Annotated in this window: 20 protein-coding genes; 16 read left to right on the forward strand and 4 right to left on the reverse strand. The window is 42.7% G+C overall.

Annotated elements, in window-relative coordinates:
* The first annotated feature begins 13 nt into the window (after positions 1-13).
* The 10 genes from atpE (at position 14) to I3254_RS01285 (ending at position 9,952) form a co-directional block, all read left to right on the forward strand.
* Positions 14-262 carry a F0F1 ATP synthase subunit C gene (gene atpE / locus I3254_RS01240; RefSeq protein WP_010197960.1) on the forward strand — a complete coding sequence of 83 codons (249 nt, stop codon included), beginning with the start codon at positions 14-16 and terminating at the stop codon, positions 260-262.
* A gap of 117 nt (positions 263-379) precedes the next feature.
* Positions 380-850, forward strand: coding sequence for a F0F1 ATP synthase subunit B (locus I3254_RS01245; RefSeq protein WP_101205956.1), 471 nt, complete (start codon positions 380-382; stop codon positions 848-850).
* Between the two features lie 13 nt (positions 851-863).
* A complete protein-coding gene (locus tag I3254_RS01250) occupies positions 864-1,487 on the forward strand; it encodes a F0F1 ATP synthase subunit delta (RefSeq protein ID WP_057762004.1) in 624 nt (207 codons plus the stop codon).
* 93 nt (positions 1,488-1,580) lie between these two features.
* Entirely contained in the window at positions 1,581-3,125 is a 1,545-nt protein-coding gene (gene atpA, locus I3254_RS01255) for a F0F1 ATP synthase subunit alpha (RefSeq protein WP_057762002.1), read from the forward strand.
* Between the two features lie 216 nt (positions 3,126-3,341).
* On the forward strand, positions 3,342-4,223 hold the full coding sequence (gene atpG / locus I3254_RS01260) for a F0F1 ATP synthase subunit gamma (protein WP_101205955.1): 882 nt from the start codon (positions 3,342-3,344) through the stop codon (positions 4,221-4,223).
* Positions 4,224-4,261: 38 nt separating this feature from the next.
* Positions 4,262-5,695, forward strand: a complete 1,434-nt coding sequence (atpD, locus tag I3254_RS01265) for a F0F1 ATP synthase subunit beta (RefSeq protein WP_057761998.1) — start codon at positions 4,262-4,264, stop codon at positions 5,693-5,695.
* Positions 5,696-5,809: 114 nt separating this feature from the next.
* On the forward strand, positions 5,810-6,226 hold the full coding sequence (locus tag I3254_RS01270) for a F0F1 ATP synthase subunit epsilon (RefSeq protein WP_057761996.1): 417 nt from the start codon (positions 5,810-5,812) through the stop codon (positions 6,224-6,226).
* Positions 6,227-6,825: 599 nt separating this feature from the next.
* Complete coding sequence (locus I3254_RS01275) at positions 6,826-7,542, forward strand: response regulator (protein ID WP_057761994.1); 717 nt, start codon at positions 6,826-6,828, stop codon at positions 7,540-7,542.
* A 329-nt stretch (positions 7,543-7,871) separates the two neighbouring features.
* Positions 7,872-9,569 (forward strand): ATP-binding protein, encoded by a 1,698-nt coding sequence (locus I3254_RS01280; RefSeq protein ID WP_238050581.1) that lies wholly within the window; start codon positions 7,872-7,874, stop codon positions 9,567-9,569.
* Positions 9,570-9,772: 203 nt separating this feature from the next.
* Positions 9,773-9,952, forward strand: a complete 180-nt coding sequence (locus I3254_RS01285; protein ID WP_057761990.1) for a hypothetical protein — start codon at positions 9,773-9,775, stop codon at positions 9,950-9,952.
* A gap of 38 nt (positions 9,953-9,990) precedes the next feature.
* Here I3254_RS01285 and I3254_RS01290 read toward each other — a convergent pair whose 3' ends face one another.
* Complete coding sequence (locus I3254_RS01290) at positions 9,991-11,466, reverse strand: ATP-binding protein (RefSeq protein WP_238050582.1); 1,476 nt, start codon at positions 11,464-11,466, stop codon at positions 9,991-9,993.
* A gap of 426 nt (positions 11,467-11,892) precedes the next feature.
* Here I3254_RS01290 and rpsP point away from each other — a divergent pair, with 426 nt between their 5' ends.
* The 4 genes from rpsP to rplS all read left to right on the forward strand — a co-directional run bounded on the left by rpsP (position 11,893) and on the right by rplS (position 14,331).
* Positions 11,893-12,162 carry a 30S ribosomal protein S16 gene (rpsP, locus tag I3254_RS01295; RefSeq protein WP_238050583.1) on the forward strand — a complete coding sequence of 90 codons (270 nt, stop codon included), beginning with the start codon at positions 11,893-11,895 and terminating at the stop codon, positions 12,160-12,162.
* 165 nt (positions 12,163-12,327) lie between these two features.
* Positions 12,328-12,861, forward strand: coding sequence for a ribosome maturation factor RimM (gene rimM / locus I3254_RS01300; protein WP_238050585.1), 534 nt, complete (start codon positions 12,328-12,330; stop codon positions 12,859-12,861).
* A 77-nt stretch (positions 12,862-12,938) separates the two neighbouring features.
* Positions 12,939-13,703, forward strand: a complete 765-nt coding sequence (gene trmD / locus I3254_RS01305; RefSeq protein ID WP_238050587.1) for a tRNA (guanosine(37)-N1)-methyltransferase TrmD — start codon at positions 12,939-12,941, stop codon at positions 13,701-13,703.
* Positions 13,704-13,908: 205 nt separating this feature from the next.
* On the forward strand, positions 13,909-14,331 hold the full coding sequence (gene rplS, locus I3254_RS01310; protein WP_238050589.1) for a 50S ribosomal protein L19: 423 nt from the start codon (positions 13,909-13,911) through the stop codon (positions 14,329-14,331).
* Between the two features lie 231 nt (positions 14,332-14,562).
* On the opposite strand, the gene I3254_RS01315 is transcribed toward rplS, so the two are convergent.
* Positions 14,563-15,123 carry a DUF4442 domain-containing protein gene (locus tag I3254_RS01315; protein WP_102093128.1) on the reverse strand — a complete coding sequence of 187 codons (561 nt, stop codon included), beginning with the start codon at positions 15,121-15,123 and terminating at the stop codon, positions 14,563-14,565.
* Positions 15,124-15,635: 512 nt separating this feature from the next.
* On the opposite strand from I3254_RS01315, the gene I3254_RS01320 reads away from it, so the two are divergent.
* Together I3254_RS01320 and uvrC are read left to right on the forward strand one after the other, a co-directional pair.
* A complete protein-coding gene (locus I3254_RS01320; protein WP_238050591.1) occupies positions 15,636-17,159 on the forward strand; it encodes a DUF3360 family protein in 1,524 nt (507 codons plus the stop codon).
* Between the two features lie 154 nt (positions 17,160-17,313).
* Positions 17,314-19,158, forward strand: coding sequence for an excinuclease ABC subunit UvrC (uvrC, locus tag I3254_RS01325; protein WP_238050593.1), 1,845 nt, complete (start codon positions 17,314-17,316; stop codon positions 19,156-19,158).
* Positions 19,159-19,289: 131 nt separating this feature from the next.
* Here uvrC and I3254_RS01330 read toward each other — a convergent pair whose 3' ends face one another.
* Together I3254_RS01330 and thyA are read right to left on the reverse strand one after the other, a co-directional pair.
* A complete protein-coding gene (locus I3254_RS01330; protein WP_201572239.1) occupies positions 19,290-19,862 on the reverse strand; it encodes a dihydrofolate reductase in 573 nt (190 codons plus the stop codon).
* A 64-nt stretch (positions 19,863-19,926) separates the two neighbouring features.
* Entirely contained in the window at positions 19,927-20,235 is a 309-nt protein-coding gene (gene thyA / locus I3254_RS01335; protein WP_346015364.1) for a thymidylate synthase, read from the reverse strand.
* Between the last annotated feature and the right edge of the window lie 293 nt (positions 20,236-20,528).

A 20,528-nucleotide genomic window follows, 5' to 3' on the forward strand; every position in this document is an offset into this window, starting at 1 on the left:
TGAGGATACATCAATGGATCCAGTATTAGGTGGTTACACAGTTATCGCAGTAGCACTACTTATCGGTCTTGGCGCACTTGGCACAGGTATTGGTTTTGCTATTCTAGGTGGAAAATTCTTAGAAGGCGTTGCGCGTCAACCAGAGCTTGGCTCGCAATTGCAAACTCGTATGTTCATCGTAGCAGGTCTTCTTGATGCTATTCCGATGATCGGTGTTGGTATTGCTATGCTATTGTTGTTCGCTAACCCTCTAGCAGGTTAATCCGAAAGCTCAGTTGTAAATGTTTGGTATTCGGAGACTTTCTATCAAATATAGTCAAGATTTGACTACCAAACATGATCAATGAAACTGATTTTTCATTAACAAAGAGGTGATCACGTGAATATCAATTTTACCCTCGTCGGTCAAGCCATTGCTTTTGCAATATTTGTGATTTTTTGCATGAAATTCGTGTGGCCACCACTTATCGGTGCCATCAATGAGCGTCAGCGTAAAATTGCTGAAGGTCTGAATGCCGCAGAAAAAGCAAAAGCAGATTTGGCGACCGCGGAGCAAAATGTCCAGCAGGAACTTGATCTTGCAAAGACCAAGGCTGCCGCTCTAATCGAGCAAGCGAACAAGAGTGCCAATCAGCTCGTCGAAGATGCAAAATCGCAAGCCCAAGCGGAAGGCGAGCGCATTCGTCAACAAGCGCAAGCATCTATCGATCAAGAAATCAATCAAGCGCGTGAATCATTGCGTGCCCAAGTTGCTGAACTGGCTGTACTTGGTGCAGAGAAGATTTTGCAAGACAAAGTCGATGTGCAAAAACATGCCAGTATGTTAGACCAACTGGCGGCGAAGCTGTAATTGTGAGGATATAATGGCTGACTTATCAACCTTAGCACGACCGTACGCTAAAGCCGCGTTTGACTATGCCAACGAAAACGGCGCAGTCAACGAGTGGGAAAACTTCTTACTTGTTGCTAGCACTGTTGTCAATGACAAGTCGTTCAGTACTTGGCTAGACAATCCAGCTGTTTCTGCTGAGCATAAGTCAGCTGCTTTGGTCGATCTTTATGATACGCAAGTAGCTAGCGCTAATGATTCTGCTTTCAAGCAGTTATTAAGCGAAGCTCAAGGGACTAGCCTTGACAGTAACGTAAGCTATCCAAAAGTATCAGTAGCACTTAGTAACTTCGTTAAACAGTTATCAGAACAAGAGCGTCTGGCGCTGCTTCCTGAAGTTTATGAGCATTATCGCCGTCACAAGGCAATAAGCTTAAAGCAGCTTGACGCATATGTGACCTCTGCCTACCCATTGACTGATGAACAGCGTCAAACGCTACAAACGCGTCTTGCTGCCTCGCTAAATGCTAGTGTAGTGATTCACGAATCAGTTGATCCAAGTCTATTGGCAGGCGCTACAATCAAAGTCGGTGACAAAGTCATTGATGATTCGATGCGCGGCAAGTTACAACAGTTAAAAACACAGCTAACTGCCTAATGCCAATCATCAATACAGTCAAATATTGGCTGTATGATTATAAGAGCAATTAAGTCAGTGGGCGGGTTATCATAAATTAAAGGAAACAAGGCAATGCAACAATTGAATCCAGCGGAAATCAGTAACCTGATTAAGCAGCGTATTCAAGACCTTGATGCGGGTGCAACTGCAAAGAATGAAGGCACGATTGTCAAAGTATCTGACGGTATCGTGCAGATTCATGGTCTTGAAGATGCCATGTACGGCGAAATGATTGAGTTTGAAGGCGAAATCTACGGAATGGCTCTAAACTTAGAGCGTGATTCTGTTGGCGCGGTAGTACTTGGTGATTACCTAAAGCTGCAAGAAGGTCAAAAAGCCTATTGTACTGGTCGTATTCTTGAAGTACCAGTAGGTCCTGAGCTGTTAGGCCGTGTTGTTGATGCTTTGGGTAATCCTATTGATGGCAAAGGTCCTATTGATGCCAAGATGACTGATAAAGTCGAAAAAATCGCTCCAGGCGTTATCGACCGTCAATCAGTAGATCAACCAGTAATGACTGGTTATAAAGCCGTTGATACCATGATCCCAATCGGTCGTGGTCAGCGTGAGCTTATCATTGGTGACCGTCAGACTGGTAAAACAGCGATGGCTATCGATGCGATCATCGCACAGAAAGCTTCAGGCATTAAATGTGTATACGTGGCTATCGGACAGAAACGTTCGACTATCGCTAACGTAGTACGTAAGCTTGAGCAAACTGGTGCACTAGAATATACCACTGTTGTGGTTGCTTCAGCATCAGAGCCTGCAGCACTTCAGTATATCGCACCGTACTCAGGTTGTACGATGGGTGAATACTTCCGTGACCGCGGCGAAGATGCACTGATTGTATTTGATGACTTATCAAAGCAAGCAGTTGCTTATCGTCAGATTTCACTACTATTACGTCGTCCGCCAGGTCGTGAAGCTTATCCTGGTGACGTATTCTATTTACACTCACGCCTACTTGAGCGTGCATCACGTGTAAATGCTGATTATGTAGAAAAGTTCACTAACGGTGAAGTGAAAGGTAAAACTGGTTCTCTAACCGCACTACCAATCATTGAAACACAAGCTGGTGACGTATCTGCATTCGTACCAACCAACGTTATTTCGATCACTGATGGTCAGATCTTCCTAGAGTCTAGCTTATTCGCCTCAGGTATCCGTCCAGCAGTAAACGCTGGTATCTCGGTATCTCGTGTTGGTGGTGCTGCTCAGACTAAGATCATCAAAAAGCTATCTGGTGGTATTCGTACCGCTCTAGCTCAGTATCGTGAACTAGCAGCATTCGCTCAGTTCGCATCAGATCTTGATGATGCAACTCGCGAGCAGCTTGATCATGGTGAGCGTGTGACTGAATTGATGAAGCAGAAGCAGTATCAGCCGATGTCAATCTCTGAGCAAGCAGCCGTTATCTATGCTTCAAACGAAGGCTTCTTAGCTGACGTACCTGTCGAAAAGATTGGTTCTTTCGAAGAAGCGTACCTACGTTATATGCATGATGAGCAAAGTGAATTGATGCGTGAGATTGATGACACTGCGAACTACAATGATGATATCGCAGGTCGTTTAAAGTCATCTCTAGAGACCTTTAAACAAAATCACAGTTATTAATTTAACGGGTTAAGCCGAATTGGTTATAACTGTAGCTTAGAGCTGATAAAGTGGCGCGTTGTCTGACTAGATATTTGCGCCACTGTTTTAACCATTATCGGTATTAGATCGCGTAATGCCACAAGATATAAAATGTTATTCTGTAGGACTGATGTTGTATATCAAACGATTGTCGCATGCGCCAATGCTTTTTAACCCTCTTATATTGGAATCATTATGGCAAGCTTAAAAGAGATACGTGCCAAAGTCACCAGTATTAAAAGCACCCAGAAAATTACTCGTGCTATGCAAATGGTAGCGGCAAGTAAAATGCGCCGTGCGCAAGAGCGCATGGACGTGGGTCGCCCGTATGCTGATAGTATGCGCCGGGTTATTTCACATTTGGTGCATGCCTCATCAGACTATAAACATCCGTATATGGTATCGCGTCCAGTCAATAAGGTTGGCTATATTGTCATTACCTCTGACCGTGGCCTAGCGGGTGGTTTGAATATTAACTTATTCAAAGCCCTAACTAAAAGTATCCAAGATTATCAAGATCAGTCTGTACAGGCTGAGTTTGCAGTCATCGGTGCCAAAGGTGTGAGTTTCTTCAAAAACTTTGGTGGTAAAGTTACGTCGGCTGTGACCGATTATGGCGATAAACCAACGTTTGAACAATTGAATGCACCGGTTCAAGCGATGCTTGAAGACTATAATAACGGCAATATTGACCGTATTTATGTAGTCTATAACCGATTCGTCAATGCAATGACTCAGAAGCCAACGGTTAATCAGTTGGTTCCTCTACCAGAGCAGTCATTTGATGATGAAGACAGTGGTCTACAGACAGAACTTAGCTGGGATTATATCTACGAGCCTGACATCAAGACGTTAATTGATGAATTGCTTGGTCGCTATATTGAGTCGATTGTTTATCAAGCGGTAATGGAAAACATTGCCTCTGAGCAGTCTTCACGTATGGTTGCGATGAAAGCGGCAACAGATAATGCTGGTGACCTTATTAACGATTTACAGTTGGTTTATAACAAGCTGCGTCAAGCGGCGATTACCCGAGAAATCTCGGAAATCGTTGGCGGTGCTGCTGCTGTTTCATAATTGACTACACCTATATATAGAAGTTCAAGGAGAACGCAATGAGTAGCGGTCGTATTGTACAGATTATTGGCGCGGTTCTTGACGTTGAGTTCAACCGTAATGAAGTTCCTCAAATTTTTGATGCCTTGCAAGTAGACGGTACCGAAACTACCCTAGAAGTACAGCAACAGCTGGGTGACGGTATTGTACGTACTATTGCAATGGGTTCAACCGAAGGTTTAAAGCGTAACCTACCTGTTACTAATACTGGCGCACCTATCTCTGTGCCTGTAGGTACTGGTACGCTAGGTCGCATCATGGATGTTCTTGGTCGTCCTATCGATGAAGAAGGTCCTGTTGTTGCTGACGAAAAATGGTCTATCCACCGTGAAGCGCCAAGCTACGCGGATCAGTCGAACAGTACTGAGCTACTAGAGACTGGTATTAAAGTTATCGATCTACTTTGCCCGTTTGCTAAAGGTGGTAAAGTTGGTCTGTTCGGTGGTGCTGGTGTTGGTAAAACCGTTAACATGATGGAGCTGATTAACAACATCGCTCTAAAACATGAAGGTTTGTCAGTATTTGCTGGTGTTGGTGAGCGTACTCGTGAAGGTAACGATTTCTATCACGAAATGCAGGAAGCTGGCGTTGTAAACACTGAAGACTTCAGTAAGTCTAAAGTAGCAATGGTGTATGGCCAGATGAATGAGCCACCGGGTAACCGTTTACGTGTTGCACTGTCTGGTTTGACCATGGCTGAGTACTTCCGTGATACCAAAGATCCTGTTACTGGCAAAGGTCGTGACGTCCTATTGTTTGTTGATAACATCTACCGTTATACACTAGCGGGTACAGAAGTATCAGCACTACTTGGTCGTATGCCATCAGCGGTTGGTTATCAGCCAACACTAGCTGAAGAGATGGGTTTACTACAAGAACGTATTACGTCAACCCAGTCAGGCTCTATCACTTCAGTTCAGGCGGTATACGTACCTGCGGATGATTTGACCGATCCATCACCTGCTACAACGTTTGCTCACTTGGATGCAACAGTTGTACTAAGCCGTGATATCGCATCACAAGGTATCTATCCTGCGGTTGATCCATTGGATTCAACATCACGTCAGCTAGATCCACAAGTAATCGGCGAAGATCATTATAATGTTGCTCGTGGTGTTCAGGAAGTTCTACAGCGTTATAAAGAGCTTAAAGACATCATCGCTATCTTGGGTATGGATGAGTTATCAGAAGAAGATAAACTGGTTGTTTATCGTGCTCGTAAGATTCAGCGCTTCTTGTCTCAGCCATTCCACGTAGCCGAAGTCTTCACTGGTGCACCTGGTAAATACGTACCACTACGCGATACCATTGCTAGCTTTAAAGCAATCATCGCTGGTGAATACGATGACCTACCAGAGCAAGCGTTCTACATGGCTGGTAGCATCGATGAAGTAGTCGCTAAAGCTGAAAAAATGAAGTCTAAGTCAGCGTAAGTTGTATGAGCATAAGCTAACGAGTAGATATAATATAAACCTTGTATCTACTCTTCAGTAACGCATCGCAGTTTTACTGTTTTTTGATCGCGCTTTGATGGTAAGGAATTAAGTATGGCAACATTACAATGTCGCGTCGTAAGTGCTCGTGAAGAGTTGTATTCAGGCGAAATTAGCATGTTAATAGCTACTGGTACCGAAGGCGAGATTGGTGTATTGCCAGGTCACACACCGCTTATTACTTTGCTAAAGCCAGGTGCAATGCGAGTGCAAACACCAAACGGTGAAGAAGAAGTAATTTACGTCTCAGGTGGCGTACTAGAAGTACAGCCTAAGATGGTTACGGTATTGGCTGATACAGCCATGCGTGCACACAATCTTGACGAAAGCAAAATCGTTGAAGCACGTAAAAAGGCTGAGCAAATGCTAGTTAATCAGTCTGATACGCTACAAACCAATGCGGCTTTGGCCTCACTTGCAGAGTCAGTAGGACAATTACAGACTATTCGTAAGTACAAAAACCGCGCGTAATTTACTACTGATAGCTATAGCTAGTCATTTAGAGTTATCGCTATAAGTAATGATAAAAAACAGTCCATTATATGGGCTGTTTTTTTATGTCTATTCATTATGAAATTAACGGTTCTGCGGTAAATACACACGGTTATTACTTGGATAGTATTTGTGGTAGTTCAATCTATTCTCAGGAAAAATCTTTTATTATCAATGAATCATCGCCTATTGGAATTTTCTTAAAAAGACACTGGCGACAACGTTAATATATGGTTATATTAGACATAACGTATTATAAGTAACGAGCAGTAACTGTACGCGATAATGTTGGCTCGATGGTTTGGCTAATCAGCAAACGATAGATAATACAAATTGCGATGTAGTAACGAAGTAATTGACGTAATTTCTGGACGCAAACTAAAGTTTTGATAGGGGTAGTTTATAGGTTTTGTTACCGACTATCAGCTATAGTATAGGAAGCTGATAATTTAATAGTATACTGTGCTACCAAGTTTGTAACAGCTATACGAACATCAATTGTGCCACTATATGGTGCTATTAATTTTACCGCTCTTACTTTTACTGCTTTTAAATTAGATGTATTAGAGGATATAACAATGACAACGAATGAAGAAGACAACACCCCCCGAATCTTGATTGTTGAAGATGATGAGCGTCTGGCCATGCTGACTCAAGATTACTTGGTCAAGAATGGTTTAGAAGTGGCAATTGAAACTGATGGTAATCGTGCTATTCGCCGTATCGTCAATGAGCAGCCAGATATGGTTGTACTTGATGTTATGCTACCTGGTAGCGATGGTTTGACCGTATGCCGTGAAGTACGCCCGCACTATCAAAATCCAATTTTGATGTTGACTGCACGTACTGAAGACATGGATCAGGTATTGGGTCTTGAGATGGGTGCTGACGACTATGTTGCCAAGCCTGCTCAGCCACGTGTATTGCTTGCACGTATTCGTGCGCTACTGCGCCGCTCAGAAAATGCACCATCAGAAGACGTGCCACAACGTCTAGAGTTTGGCGAGTTAGTAATTGATAACGGTGGTCGTTCAGTTAACCTAGGTGATGAGTTGGTTGATTTCACCAGTGCTGAATATGATCTACTATGGTTACTTGCTTCTAATGCAGGTCGTATTCTATCTCGTGAAGATATCTTTGAGCGTCTACGCGGTATTGAGTATGATGGTCAAGATCGTTCAATTGACGTACGTATCTCACGTATTCGTCCAAAAATCGGTGATGATCCAGAAAATCCAAAGCGTATTAAGACCGTACGTAGTAAAGGCTATCTATTCGTAAAAGAAGGCAACTAATATTGTTGCTTCTGTACATTGATTAATTATTAATCACTATTCGAAAAAGCCAGCAACGATGCTGGTTTTTTTGTGGCTAAATCTTAATTTTTAAACTTAAATGCAGTGTTATGTGGTTTAATTAACCCATTATTATAGACGCTGACTAAATATATGTCATACATATAAGTCTTTGGATGATTGCTGCATATGAATTAAAATGCGGTAATTAAAAGTCAAAGTTAAAGTCTATCCCTATTCGATAATGCTCGATATCATCAAACACATAGCACTACCTATATGTTTGATGGTATTAGCAATTTCCATTTATTAAGTTGGTCACGGCACGTATGTCATTAGTCTCTTCTTTAAAACACAGTATTTTTGTTCGTATCTATGCTGGGCTACTTATAGTCTGCTTATGTGTGGCACTGTTTGCGCAGTTATTGATGGATACCATTAATAAGGAGCGTGTGCAGTCTTATCGTGAAAATATGGCAATGGGGGCGTTCCATTTGGTGAGTGAAGGAATCTCTCACCAAAATAGCGAAGAAGAGCGTGAATATTGGTTATCAGATGCGAGTAGTTTGTTTGGTACTACTTTTAAAGTCTTGCCTATTGACGAAGTAGATTTTAGCGCCAGTGAGTTACGCCGTTTTAAAAATGATAATACCGTTGTACGTTATTTCAACCAGCCTGTATATGCAGATGTTTATTATCGTTTGCCGGACAACAAGAGTGTTTTAACAGCGAGAATCTCACAGGTTACTGAGCAGCAAGTACGGGCAATCGCGGTATTTCTGTTAGATGATTTGTCTTATCACATGACACTATCGGACAAGCGCGCACGTTTGGCTGAATTGGAGAAAAAGTTTTCTTTTCCTTTAGCGTTTAAAGCAGTTAATACGCTTGAGTTAGATTCAGATCAGATGGCTCGTCTGCGTCGTGATGAAGTCGTCATATCACTGCAAGATACTAACAGTAGTACGAGTAACTCTGCTATTAGGGTAATAGTACCCTCTGAAATCAATGATATGGCAATTTTAATTGGGCCTATACCGTTATTTAACTGGTTCCCGCTTAACTTAATTATTAGTATGATTCTTATCAGTATGTTCCTAATTAGCTTAGGTGTATATGCACTCATCTTCCCGCTTGAACGTAAGCTGCAATTGATTCAGGTAGGTGTGAATGAGGTCAGTCAAGGTAACCTTGATATTCAAGTACAGGTTATTGGTCAAGATGAAATAGCACGTTTGTCAGCAACTTTTAATTCCATGACCTCGCATATTAAGCGTTTGATTGAATCACAGCGAGAGCTTACCCGAGCGGTTTCACATGAGCTTCGTACTCCAGTGGCTCGTATTCGATTTGCCGTAGATATGCTTGCTGATACGGATGACGAAGACTCACGTTTTATGCAGCGTGACTATATTGATGAAGATATTGAATCGCTTAATGGTTTGATTGATGAGATCTTGACCTATGCTAAGCTTGAGGAAGGGTCACCAAAGTTAGATTTAGAACCAGTAAACTTAAGAGAGCTGTTAGAGCAGATCGAGCGCGAAACCAATGCGCTAGGTAAATCTATCAAAATAGTAACCAGTCTGCCAAATGCAAAAGTCACAGCAGTTGCGGATAGACGCTACTTACACCGTGTGATTCAGAACCTTGCAGGTAATGCGTTACGCTATGCAGAAACAACCATTATCATTAGTGCAGGTGTCAAAAAAGGCAATGCCTTCGTTAGTGTCGAAGATGATGGACATGGTATTCCTGAAGCAGATCGCGAAAAAGTATTCATTCCATTCTCACGCTTAGATGACAGCCGTACACGCGCGTCAGGTGGCTATGGTCTAGGCTTGTCTATTGTATCGCGCATTGCCTTTTGGTTTAATGGTAGTATGAAAGTAGATGAGAGCCGTGAGTTGGGCGGTGCAAGGTTTGTGATGACATGGCCTATCAAACCATTGACGCAAATTCTGGCTGCTGATGAATTGACGCAGGAGAAAAGCGAGCGCGACTTCGATACTAAGTTGTCAGATTAGACCAAGTTATACGGCTAAGCTATAAGAGCAAGCTATCAGACTAAATCATCAGACTAAATTATCAGGCTAGGCCATAATTATTAGTCATGTTCCTAAAGACAATCAGCGTCATCTTAACGGTATAACACGATAGCGCTTTATAGCTAGGTGACGCACTTGTCGCTATTTTTAAGACAGTTGGACAATGTCATAGGAGGCATAGGATGCCATATTTATTTGGTGGCTTGGTAGTGTTGAATGCGATTACGCTAGGCTATTATTTATTTTTAAAACAGCCGTCAACGACCCAAACACTACAAACAGCTCAGGCTGAAATTACCCAGCCATTAGCTTTCACTAACAGTGCTGAGTATATTCCGCCGGCTATTGGTAGCAAAGACTAGCGTTTACCTCTTTGCTTATTCAGATTGAAGTCTTATCACTATTTTAAATTTGGCGCTGTACTGTCTACCTCAGATACTTCGTCTACGTCAGCCGCTAACGTAGTATCTCCAGCGACTTTAGAGAGTAGGGGAATGCGTACGCATACTTGTAGTCCACCTTCAGGGTGGTTGATGGCTTCAACAGTACCATGATGTAATCGTGCAATACGATCAACAATCGCAAGACCTAGTCCGCTACCTTGAGTAGTCCGCGCCGTCTCTCCACGTTCAAATGGTTGCATAATCCGCTCTAATTGATCGTCAGCGACGCCATCACCGCAATCTCGTACACAAATCACTAACTGTTCTTGAGCTTCTTTGTTCACCACATTTTCGCTGACCACATCGGTATCTTCGTCTTCGACAGTTTCTATAAATGTCGGTACAACCGTTGCCGATAAATAAATTGGTGGTTTTCCATAACGATTGGCATTGTTGACTAAGTTGATAATCAGACGCTTGATGGATAATGGACGTACGGGAACGACCTTGTCGCATTCTGACTCATATACAAACTTCATTGGCGCAAACTGCACCATGACTTCATTAAATATAGTGTCTAGGTTGGTCAAGCTGACTGGCTCATCAGAACCATCTTTCATAAAAGAGATGAACTGCTCCAAAATAGCATCCATATCCTCAATATCGTAAATCAGCCCTTCACGAAAGAAATCATCTGGTAGCATCTCTGCAGTTAAGCGCATACGTGTCAACGGCGTCCGCAAATCATGTGAGATGCCGGCAAGCATGATTGTTCGCTCTTTTTGCGCTTGGTTTAAAGTCGTAAACAGTCGGTTAAACGCCATATTAACTTGACGTATTTCTGTGGGGCCTTTCTGAGTTGGCAGTGTGGTTGCATGACCGAGACGAATATAATTAGTAGCTGCCCGCTGTAGGTAGCGTAGCGGGCGATTTAATTGACGGGCTAACAGAATAATCGTGAGTAACGATAGGATAGGCAGTCCAATCAAAAATAGCACCAGTAATGTCGGGCTATATTGTGAATAGTAAACCACAGGCTCACGCACCCAAAAACTGTCATCACGGCTATCTTGTACCCATAGCTGCGGCGTTGGCTTAAATTTAAAATAAACTTCTACAGGACGACCGAGCTGTGCACCGATTTCACGTTGTAGTACGTCCGTAAAAAAGCTCACGAATGGCTTGTCAGCGACTTCTGGAAAGTCGCTGGGATTGTTTATCACGACGACATGAGAGTGCTGGTAAATCCATTGGCGTACTTCGGGACGACCTTGCCAATCTTTGTTAACGCTATTGATCAGCTGCAACTCACTCGTCAAATAACGCGCATGGTTTTTTAACTCTGGTAGATATAGACTGCGCCAAAAGAACAAAATTGATAAGCTCACACTGATAAGCACGATAAAGGCAACCATTAAGGTCGTTAGCCAAGTGTTGGAATAAGAGCGTGGCAGCCAACCTTTACGACGCGGCTTTGGGTTCGGAGAGATCATATGTGTCCAACAGAGTAAAAGAAAAGTTAGTGTGATATAGCCTGTAGTTCTCTAAACATAGTCGTCTTAAGGCGAGTATGTGCGTTAATTTATGGCGGTATATCATAGAATAGCATAATCAATAAATAGTACTGATACAGTATGCAATCGACGAGCGAGCCAAATAGTTATTGGAATAGATATAAAGTTAAGCTTAAGGGTTAGACCATCTAATAACTGTAAAACCTTTAGAAATAACCATAGTAGCCTACAGAACTTAAAGAAAAACTTTAAAAATAAGCCATTATTATCAGTTATATTTTACTTAGGTCGACATTTAAGCTATTGTTAATAAATAATTAAATATGCACAGTTTATGTTTTCAACAAATAAAGACTGTGATATAATTATGCCCTTTTTGGTATACCTGCGAAAGAGAGAATTCACATGGTTGTTATTCGTTTAGCACGGGGCGGTGCCAAGAAACGCCCATTTTATCAAGTAGTTGTTGCTGATCAACGCCGCGCGCGTGACGGTCGCTATATTGAAAACATCGGCTTTTTTAACCCACTCGCTAAAGAGTCTGAAGAAGCAGTACGCCTAAACATGGAAGCGTACAATGCGTGGATCGCAAAAGGTGCACAACCTTCAGATCGCGTTGCTTCATTAGCAAAAGCTTACAACAAGTCTGCAGCTAAAACTGAAGCAACTGCTTAAGTTTTGGTTGTTACTGAGACGTTCGTAGCAAAACTATGATTTGACTCAGTAGACTTTAGAATACATAGCGTAACTGGTCTGACCAGGGTGCGCCATTAACTGTTTATCGCTTTTGACGCAATTGTTTTTGCAATTGCTGTTTTAATCATTGTTAGGTTAGCTGCTATGTCATCTGTTCCAAACGTTAGTGCCCTTATGAAAATTGGTCAGCTTAAGAAGCCTTACGGCATTAAAGGCTGGCTTTGGGTATTTAGTGATACGGATGACCGTACAGCGATATTCGACATGAAGCCGTGGTGGATGAAAACTGCCACTGGCATGAAACCTTTAACTGTGAAGGCTTGGCGTGAGCAAGGAACAGGAATTGTGGCTCAATTTGAGCAGATTCCTGATCGTAATGTTGCTGAGACTATGAACGGTGTTACCGTTTGGGTCGAACAAAACGTCCTGCCTGAAACAGCTGAAGACGAATATTATTGGTCGGATTTGGTCAGTCTGCGCGTGATGAACGAGCAGGATGAGTATCTAGGTAATATCACTGAAATGTTTGAAACCGGTGCCCATGACATCATGCGTGTAACGGCAAATTCAGACAGTTTGGACAATGAAGAACGCCTGATTCCATGGCATAAGCAAACTGTGATAGAAGTCAATATGACTGAAAAAACAGTGCTTGTGGCATGGCCGAGTGATTACTAATAGCGTTTCTGGCTTTTTAGTCAGACGTTATTAGTACTTACACCGATTGTTTTAGCCTCAACGCAAGTAGACATCAGATGTATTTTGCCGTAATTAGTATTTTTCCTGAGATGTTTGCCACGATTCGTGAATTTGGAATCACGGGCCGAGCAGTGACTCAAGAGCAAGTTACGATTGAATGCATTAATCCACGTGATTATACCACCGATAACTATCGCCGTATTGATGAGCGCCCTTATGGGGGTGGTCCTGGGATGGTGATGATGGCTGAGCCATTATCGAAAGCCATTGAGGATGCACGATTGCGTGCCAGTCAGCATGGTTGCCGTGTCGATAGTGAGCACTGTCCGGTGATTTATATGTCACCGCAAGGACAGACGCTTAGTGAAAGTAGCGTAGTCAATATGACTGATTACGATGGCATGATTTTATTATGCGGTCGTTATGAAGGTATCGACGAGCGTTTACTGTCACAATATGTCGATATGGAAGTATCGTTAGGTGATTATGTGTTAACTGGTGGCGAGTTGCCAGCAATGGTGCTGATGGATAGTGTGATACGTCGTCTGCCCGATATCATGGGTGATGATAAGTCAGCGGAGCAAGACTCTTTTGTCGATGGCTTGCTGGACTGTCCACACTATACTAAGCCGCATGAGTTTGCGGGTATGGTGGTTCCTAAAGTGTTACTTTCAGGTCACCATGCCAATATCGCTAAGTGGCGTTTTAGTCAGCAAGTCAGTCGTACGCAAACGCGTCGTCCAGACTTATGGCAAGCGTTTACTCCAACCGTAGAGCAAGCGAAGTGGTTGAAAGCATTGGCCAAAGCAGATAAAAAGTAGATTTTTAAAATCTGACTTTATTGTTACTAGGTTTGATAAACAGTTAAGAAACAGAATTTTGAGCAATAATAAAACGAGTCATCACATAGTGGCCGTTGGTTATAACCCATTTACGTTGTGTCTCACTATAAAGAGATGCGATTAATTATTACAAACAGGTGATATGCGTTAAGCCTCTATTATCTAATGTGAGGAGATAACTCTCATGAGCAACAAGCATCCATTGGTTCAGGTCATCGAAAACGCTCAATTGCTTGAGCGCCCAAACTTTGCACCCGGCGATACCGTTGTGGTACAAGTAAAAGTACGTGAAGGTGAGCGTGAGCGTTTACAGGCTTTTGAAGGCGTTGTAATTGCTAAGCGTAACCGCGGTCTAAACTCAGCGTTTACCGTACGTAAAATCTCAAGCGGCGTTGGTGTTGAGCGTGCATTCCAATTGCATTCACCAATCATCGAGAGCATCGAAGTGAAACGTCGCGGTGCTGTTCGCCGTGCGAAACTATACTACTTACGTGAGCGCTCTGGTAAATCAGCACGTATCCGCGAAAAACTTGGTGCTCGTCCAGTTGCTAAGAAAAAAACTGACGCTGGCGTACCTGATGCAGTTGATACTGCACCTGGTATCTAAGCACAAGTTTGCCGTTTTGAGTTAGTCCCATAATGTTAGGATTAGCTCAAGACAAGGTAATAGTAGATACAAGCCCTTATTCATAGGTTTATTTATAAATAAGCGGGCCATACCAAAAAAGACGAAACCCCAATCTATGCGAAAGCTAGATTGGGGTTTTTGTATGTATAGCATTAATAATTTAAGTTTTATCAGTTATCAGCTCTAATAGCGCCAGTTATAAGCTAAAGTTTATTGAGCATCAAAGGTATCGATGCGGTTGACTTGCTCCTTGGACTTACTGTATTTGCGCAGTCTAATGTATAAAGTCTTGGTGACGGTCGCGATTAGCTTTTGCTGCTCATCCACGATGTCGACTTTATACTCACGGAATACCGCTTCGCCTTCTTTTGCCAACTCTTGAATAGTAATAATTTCAGAACTAGGTATTTTCATGCGTGCAGTGACTTTGCTACTGCCAGGCGCAACAAAATCAATGTGTGAGCTTTTGTCCCACACTACGTAATTACTACCCAGTTGATGCATCAGCATAAGCATATAAAAAGGGTCAACCATTGAATATAAGCTACCACCGAACTGAGTACCGACGATATTTTTGTTCAGAGTGTTTAGTCCCATGCTGACTACGCACAAACCCTGATCGAGACTAATATGATCGATTTTGATACCTGCGCCAATGTATGGTGCATAAGTATTAAGGCGTAGCTTTAATAAATGCGGTGTCAGCAATGGCATGATGCTTTGCTTGGCCCGACGTTTCAAAGTCTCAAGGTTGGTAGGTAATACGCTCATAAACTTGTCCTGTTGCCTTTTCTCAATTTTTTGATTGTATCAATAATGCGGTTTTACACAGTATCACTGGTAAATAAATCGATAAAAAGTATTTATCATAATTAAAAAGTACTCAGCCCGCTAGCTCTAAAGCGTAACCGAAATGACATATTTATGCCCACTTACAAGTAACGATCGTTATTTACTATAACTATCTTTGCTATTCATCTATGTGATAAAAAATCATCTAGATGCAAATCATTATCAATAAAATGGTCGTTTATTCTAATTCAACATCTATAACAGAGAGATTTTTTCCTCATAGTTTTCTATTAAGGTTAATTTTGTCTCAAATAGAAACTTTAGTTTATATATTATAATGAGATACATAGTATCTTTAAATGGTTTTAGGTTCGCATTTCATCAAGTCTTGGCATACAATAGTTCGCAGTTTGTAATAGGCGCTTTGGTCTATGACATTAGAGCAGAGCGTGTGTAGTCAATCAAAGATGTAATCGACACAAGGAAATGTGATGAGTAACCCTCAGACCCCCTCTTCAGGGTCTAATCCGCCGACCTCGAACGTAAACCACGACAGTCAAGTACAAGGCAGTTATGTAGATTTGCATAAGTCCAGTTCTAGTTTCGACAGTCGTGATGCTTATTTAAACCATGAATTACAAATCATGCAGCCGAAACGTTGGCGTCCTAATTTACCATTCCGTGATTACCGTTTTGAATACGAAGATACTATTCCAGCAATGGCCGCGACCATTGGTAAAGTTGTTATGGTGGGCGCCATTGCAGCAACCTTTGCAGGTCCACTCGGCTTAGGTGATGCGTTTGTTTTAGAAAACGTGCGCTATGAGCTATTGATCGTCTCCTTTTTTATCATTCTATTTTCGGGCTTTCTACTGCCGACGGCCAACCTTGCAGGTACTCACGGTCCACTTATTCCTCTGATTCCTATTGTGGTAGCAGCTGGTGGACACCCGATGGCTTTTGGTTTGCTTATCGGAGCTTTTGGTCTGCTCCTCGCGATTAGTAAAGGTGGGAGTTTGCTGGCTAATTTGACCAGTAAGGGTGTGTGCGGTGGCCTCTTGATTTACTTGGGCTTTATCGGAACTACCTCACAGGTCAAAAATCTCTTTGCTTGGGCAGAAGGGATTGGCATGTCACATATCGCTTTCTTTATTATTCTGGCGACTATCCTGCTGTATGCATTGCTTGAACATTGGCAAAAACGCTGGCTCGCGGTTCCGCTAAGCTGTGTGTTAGGTGGTGGTCTTGCATTTGCATTGGGCGCACCTTTTGCGTTCAAAACAGCACCAGGTCTACCAAACATGAATCCAATGTATTGGTGGGGCGAAAACACAGGTTGGATGTTAGGTCTGCCGACGATTGAAAGCTTCATTGTAGTACTGCCGTTTGCTATTTTGGCCGTGGCAATGTGGTCGCCAGATTTCTTGGGCCATCAAGTATTCCAAAAAATCAGCTATCCTAAACGTACTGAAAAAGTGCTTATGGATATCGATGACACGATGACCAGTGCTTCGTTTCGTCAGGTAGTCGGCTCTGTATTGGGCGGTGCCAACTTTGCGTCATCGTGGGGAACGTATATTGTTCCTGCAGCGATTGCCAAACGTCCGATTCCTGCCGGCGCTTTATTGACGGCTCTATTCTGTATCATCGCAGGAGTTTGGGGCTATCCGATGGATTTGGCCATTTGGCAGCCAGTGATGTGTGTAGCCTTGATCGTTGGGGTGTTTATTCCATTACTAGAAGCTGGTATGGAGATGACGCGTGAAGGTAAAACCACGCAATCTGCTGCGATTGTGGTGTTTGCCTCTGCATTGGTTAACCCAGCCTTTGGTTGGTCGCTCACGTTGTTGCTTGATAACTTGGGACTGATTGGCTCTAAAGAACGTAGTGCAAATTTGACTAAAATGAGCCGCTGGATCATACCGGGTATTATGTTTGTGGTACTGACAGGCGTGATGGCTATCGTCGGTATGCTGCCGGGTATCCCAGCACTGATGGCAAACTTCCGTCATTAGTAGTATGTGATTGGATAAACGATAATAGAACAAACTAAGCCGGCGAAAGCTGGCTTTTTTATGGGTAGCGCTGCGATAATAATTGGCTTGTAAAACAATGACTCCCGCCCCATAACTAGAAGTATTACTAAGATTTTTAAGAGCAATAAATTCTATGGTTAATGTCTCAGAATCGAGTCCTGTCGATGATAAAAAAGCCCGTCTTAAGCATCTGATTAAACGCCTGCCTAACTTGCCAGGGGTGTATAAGATGCTGGGCAAGAACGGCGATATATTATACGTTGGTAAAGCTAAGTCGCTAAAAAGTCGAGTAAATAGCTACTTTGCTAAGACGATAGATCATCCAAAGACACGGGCGCTAGTGGCGCGGATTCATAATATTGAGACTATCATTACGCGTAGTGAGACCGAAGCGCTGTTGCTTGAGCAGAATCTAATCAAAGAACATCGACCGCCTTATAATGTGCTGCTGCGTGATGATAAATCCTATCTTTATGTGTTTATCTCAGCCGATAAGCCTTATCCACGTTTGGCCTACGGTCGCGGTAAAGGTAATCATCAAAAAGGTCGATTCTTTGGCCCGTTCCCCTCTGCACATGCGGCAAAAGAAACGTTGGTATTGATGCAAAAAATGTTTCAAATGCGTCAATGTACCAACACCTTTTTTAAGCAGCGTCAGCGTCCTTGCCTTGAGTATCAGATTAAACGTTGCCGTGCGCCCTGTGTCGGTTTGGTATCGCCAGAAGAGTATGCAGAAGATGTGAATAATACCATCCGTTTTTTAAAGGGCGACTCTAGCGACATCCATAGTACGCTGATTGAAAAGATGGAAGCGTCAGCTGAAGCGTTAGATTTCGAAAAGGCGGTATTTTATCGCGATCAGTTGTCCATGTTACGCGAAGTACAAGCAAGGCAAGCGGTCTATACCGTACAAGGTGAGGCAGATGTGATTGCCATTGCCAGTCAGGCTGGCATGACCTGCGTGAACGTGCTGACGGTACGTGGCGGCCGTGTATTGGGCGGGAAAAATTATTTCCCAGATGTGGATAGTAGTGAGTCGTTAGCAGACAATTTATCAGCTTTTATTACTTCGTTTTACTTTCAAGTGACCGATGATTTACCCGCCGAAATCATATTGAGTCATCAGATACCAGATCAAGTGGCAGTGAGTGAAGCATTGGCAACGCATTTCGGTAATAAAGTAGTCATCAAGACCAATGTTCGCGAACATCGTTCAGAGTGGCTGGACTTAGCTACACTAAATACTAGTAATGCATTAAAAACCAAGCTTGGCGATTATTTAGAGCTGCACGCACGATTTGGCGCGCTAAAAGACGTACTGGCGACTGTCACCGATCGGACGATTGATCGCATTGAGTGCTTCGATATCTCACATACGATGGGTGAGGCGACCATTGGTAGCTGCGTGGTATTTGATCAAGGTGGCTCGCGCCGTCGCGATTACCGTCAGTATGCTATCCATGATATCCAAGGTGGCGATGACTACGCTGCGATGAAACAAGTACTGACTCGACGTTACAAGAAACAGCCGTTACCAGATTTGCTATTGGTTGATGGTGGTAAAGGTCAGCTTGGTATTGCCAAAGAAGTATTAACTGAATTGGGTATTCTTGGTGACACCTTGCTCATTAGTGTGGCAAAAGGAGAAGGGCGCAAGGCTGGGCTTGAGGTATTGCACTTTATCAATCATGAGCCGTTAGATCTACCGATGGATAGCAAAGCATTGCACTTGCTGATGCATATTCGCGATGAGGCGCATCGTTTTGCGATTACCGCTCACCGTAAAAAACGCGATAAGCGTCGCTCATCATCAGTGCTAGAGGTAATACCGGGACTGGGTGAGAAACGTCGTCGTGACTTGCTCAATCACTTTGGTGGTATGCAGCAGCTGTTAGGCGCTTCACAGCAGGAGTTGGCAGGCGTACAAGGTATCGGACCAGTACTCGCAAAGACGGTTTATAAAGTATTGCACGAGTAATGGATTAGATGTTATCAAGCATCAGTTTTTATTGGTTGTCTATAAATACGACTGTGTGGAGATTAAAAAAAAGGGGGTAGTCTTGGATAAGTCAAATTATCCAAGACTGCCCCTTTTTTAATAGGCTTTTACTACTTATCAGTTTCTACTTTATAAGTGGTAAATTTAAAGCTTAAATCGCTCTTTTCATCATGCATCTGCTCAGATTCGTCTGCTACTTTAAAGCGTTCTGGCAACTCAGGGTAAAATGCATCGCCGTCAGCAATGTCAGTATCTACATGAGTCAGCTCAATACGGTCCGTATACATCAGAGCGTCACTAAATACTCGCTCGCCGCCAATCACCCAAATCGTATCGAGATGCGCGCCATGTGCTAGGCTAGCTGCTTGTGTCAGAGCATCGTCTAGATTGTGTACCACATAAGCATTGTTGCTATCTGCGAGACCTTTTGTCTCAGCATAATCCATCTGTGTCGTGACAATGAAGCTCACACGCTTAGGTAATGGTTTACTACCCATTGACTCAAATGTCTTACGACCCATGATCACGATACCTTGAATCTTGCTATCGTTTTCTTTGGTCGTCATGCTTTTGAAATGTTGCAAATCTGCTGAGATATGCCACGGTAGCTCATTGTTTTTGCCGATACAGCGATTGCTACTAATAGCAGCGATTTGGGCAACTTCGGTATGGGCATAGCTCATAATATATCCTTTTTATTATATTCTTAAATTTTGCTCTGATTCAGTATAGTTAACCAGACTAACTTTATACGGCAACTTTGGCTTTGATAGCAGGGTGCGACTCATAGTCATTGACGTTAATGTCTTCGTATTCAAACGCAAATATGTCTTTCACTTTAGGGTTCAAAGACAATGTCGGCAGTTTATATAGCGAGCGAGTCAACTGTAGCTCAGCCTGTTCACGGTGGTTTTGATAGATGTGACAATCACCACCTGTCCAAACAAACTCTCCAACTTCTAGACCACACACCTGCGCGATCATATGAGTCAATAGCGCATAGCTCGCAATGTTAAAAGGCACGCCTATGAAATTTACAACCCCTAATTTATGCACAAGTCGTTTTATTTTCTAATGTAGAGCGCTACATTCCGACTGTGCATTTTTAATTCTGCACAATACGGTCTGTGTAAACGGTCAGTTGTCCTTACCAGCAACATCAACATTATTCGATTTACCGAGTAGAGTGTCTTGATAAGAGATATTATATCTTATCAAGACATATAAAACACTTAGCCCAATACTAAAACTCACCCAAGCATGGGAGTTTCTTAAAAACTGTGTAACTGCTTATAATCCACTAATAGGAGAATAAGCAATGACTACTCAATCTGACATTAAGAAACTGG

The organism is Psychrobacter sp. Ps2, assembly GCF_022129405.1.
Classification (GTDB): Bacteria; Pseudomonadota; Gammaproteobacteria; order Pseudomonadales; family Moraxellaceae; genus Psychrobacter.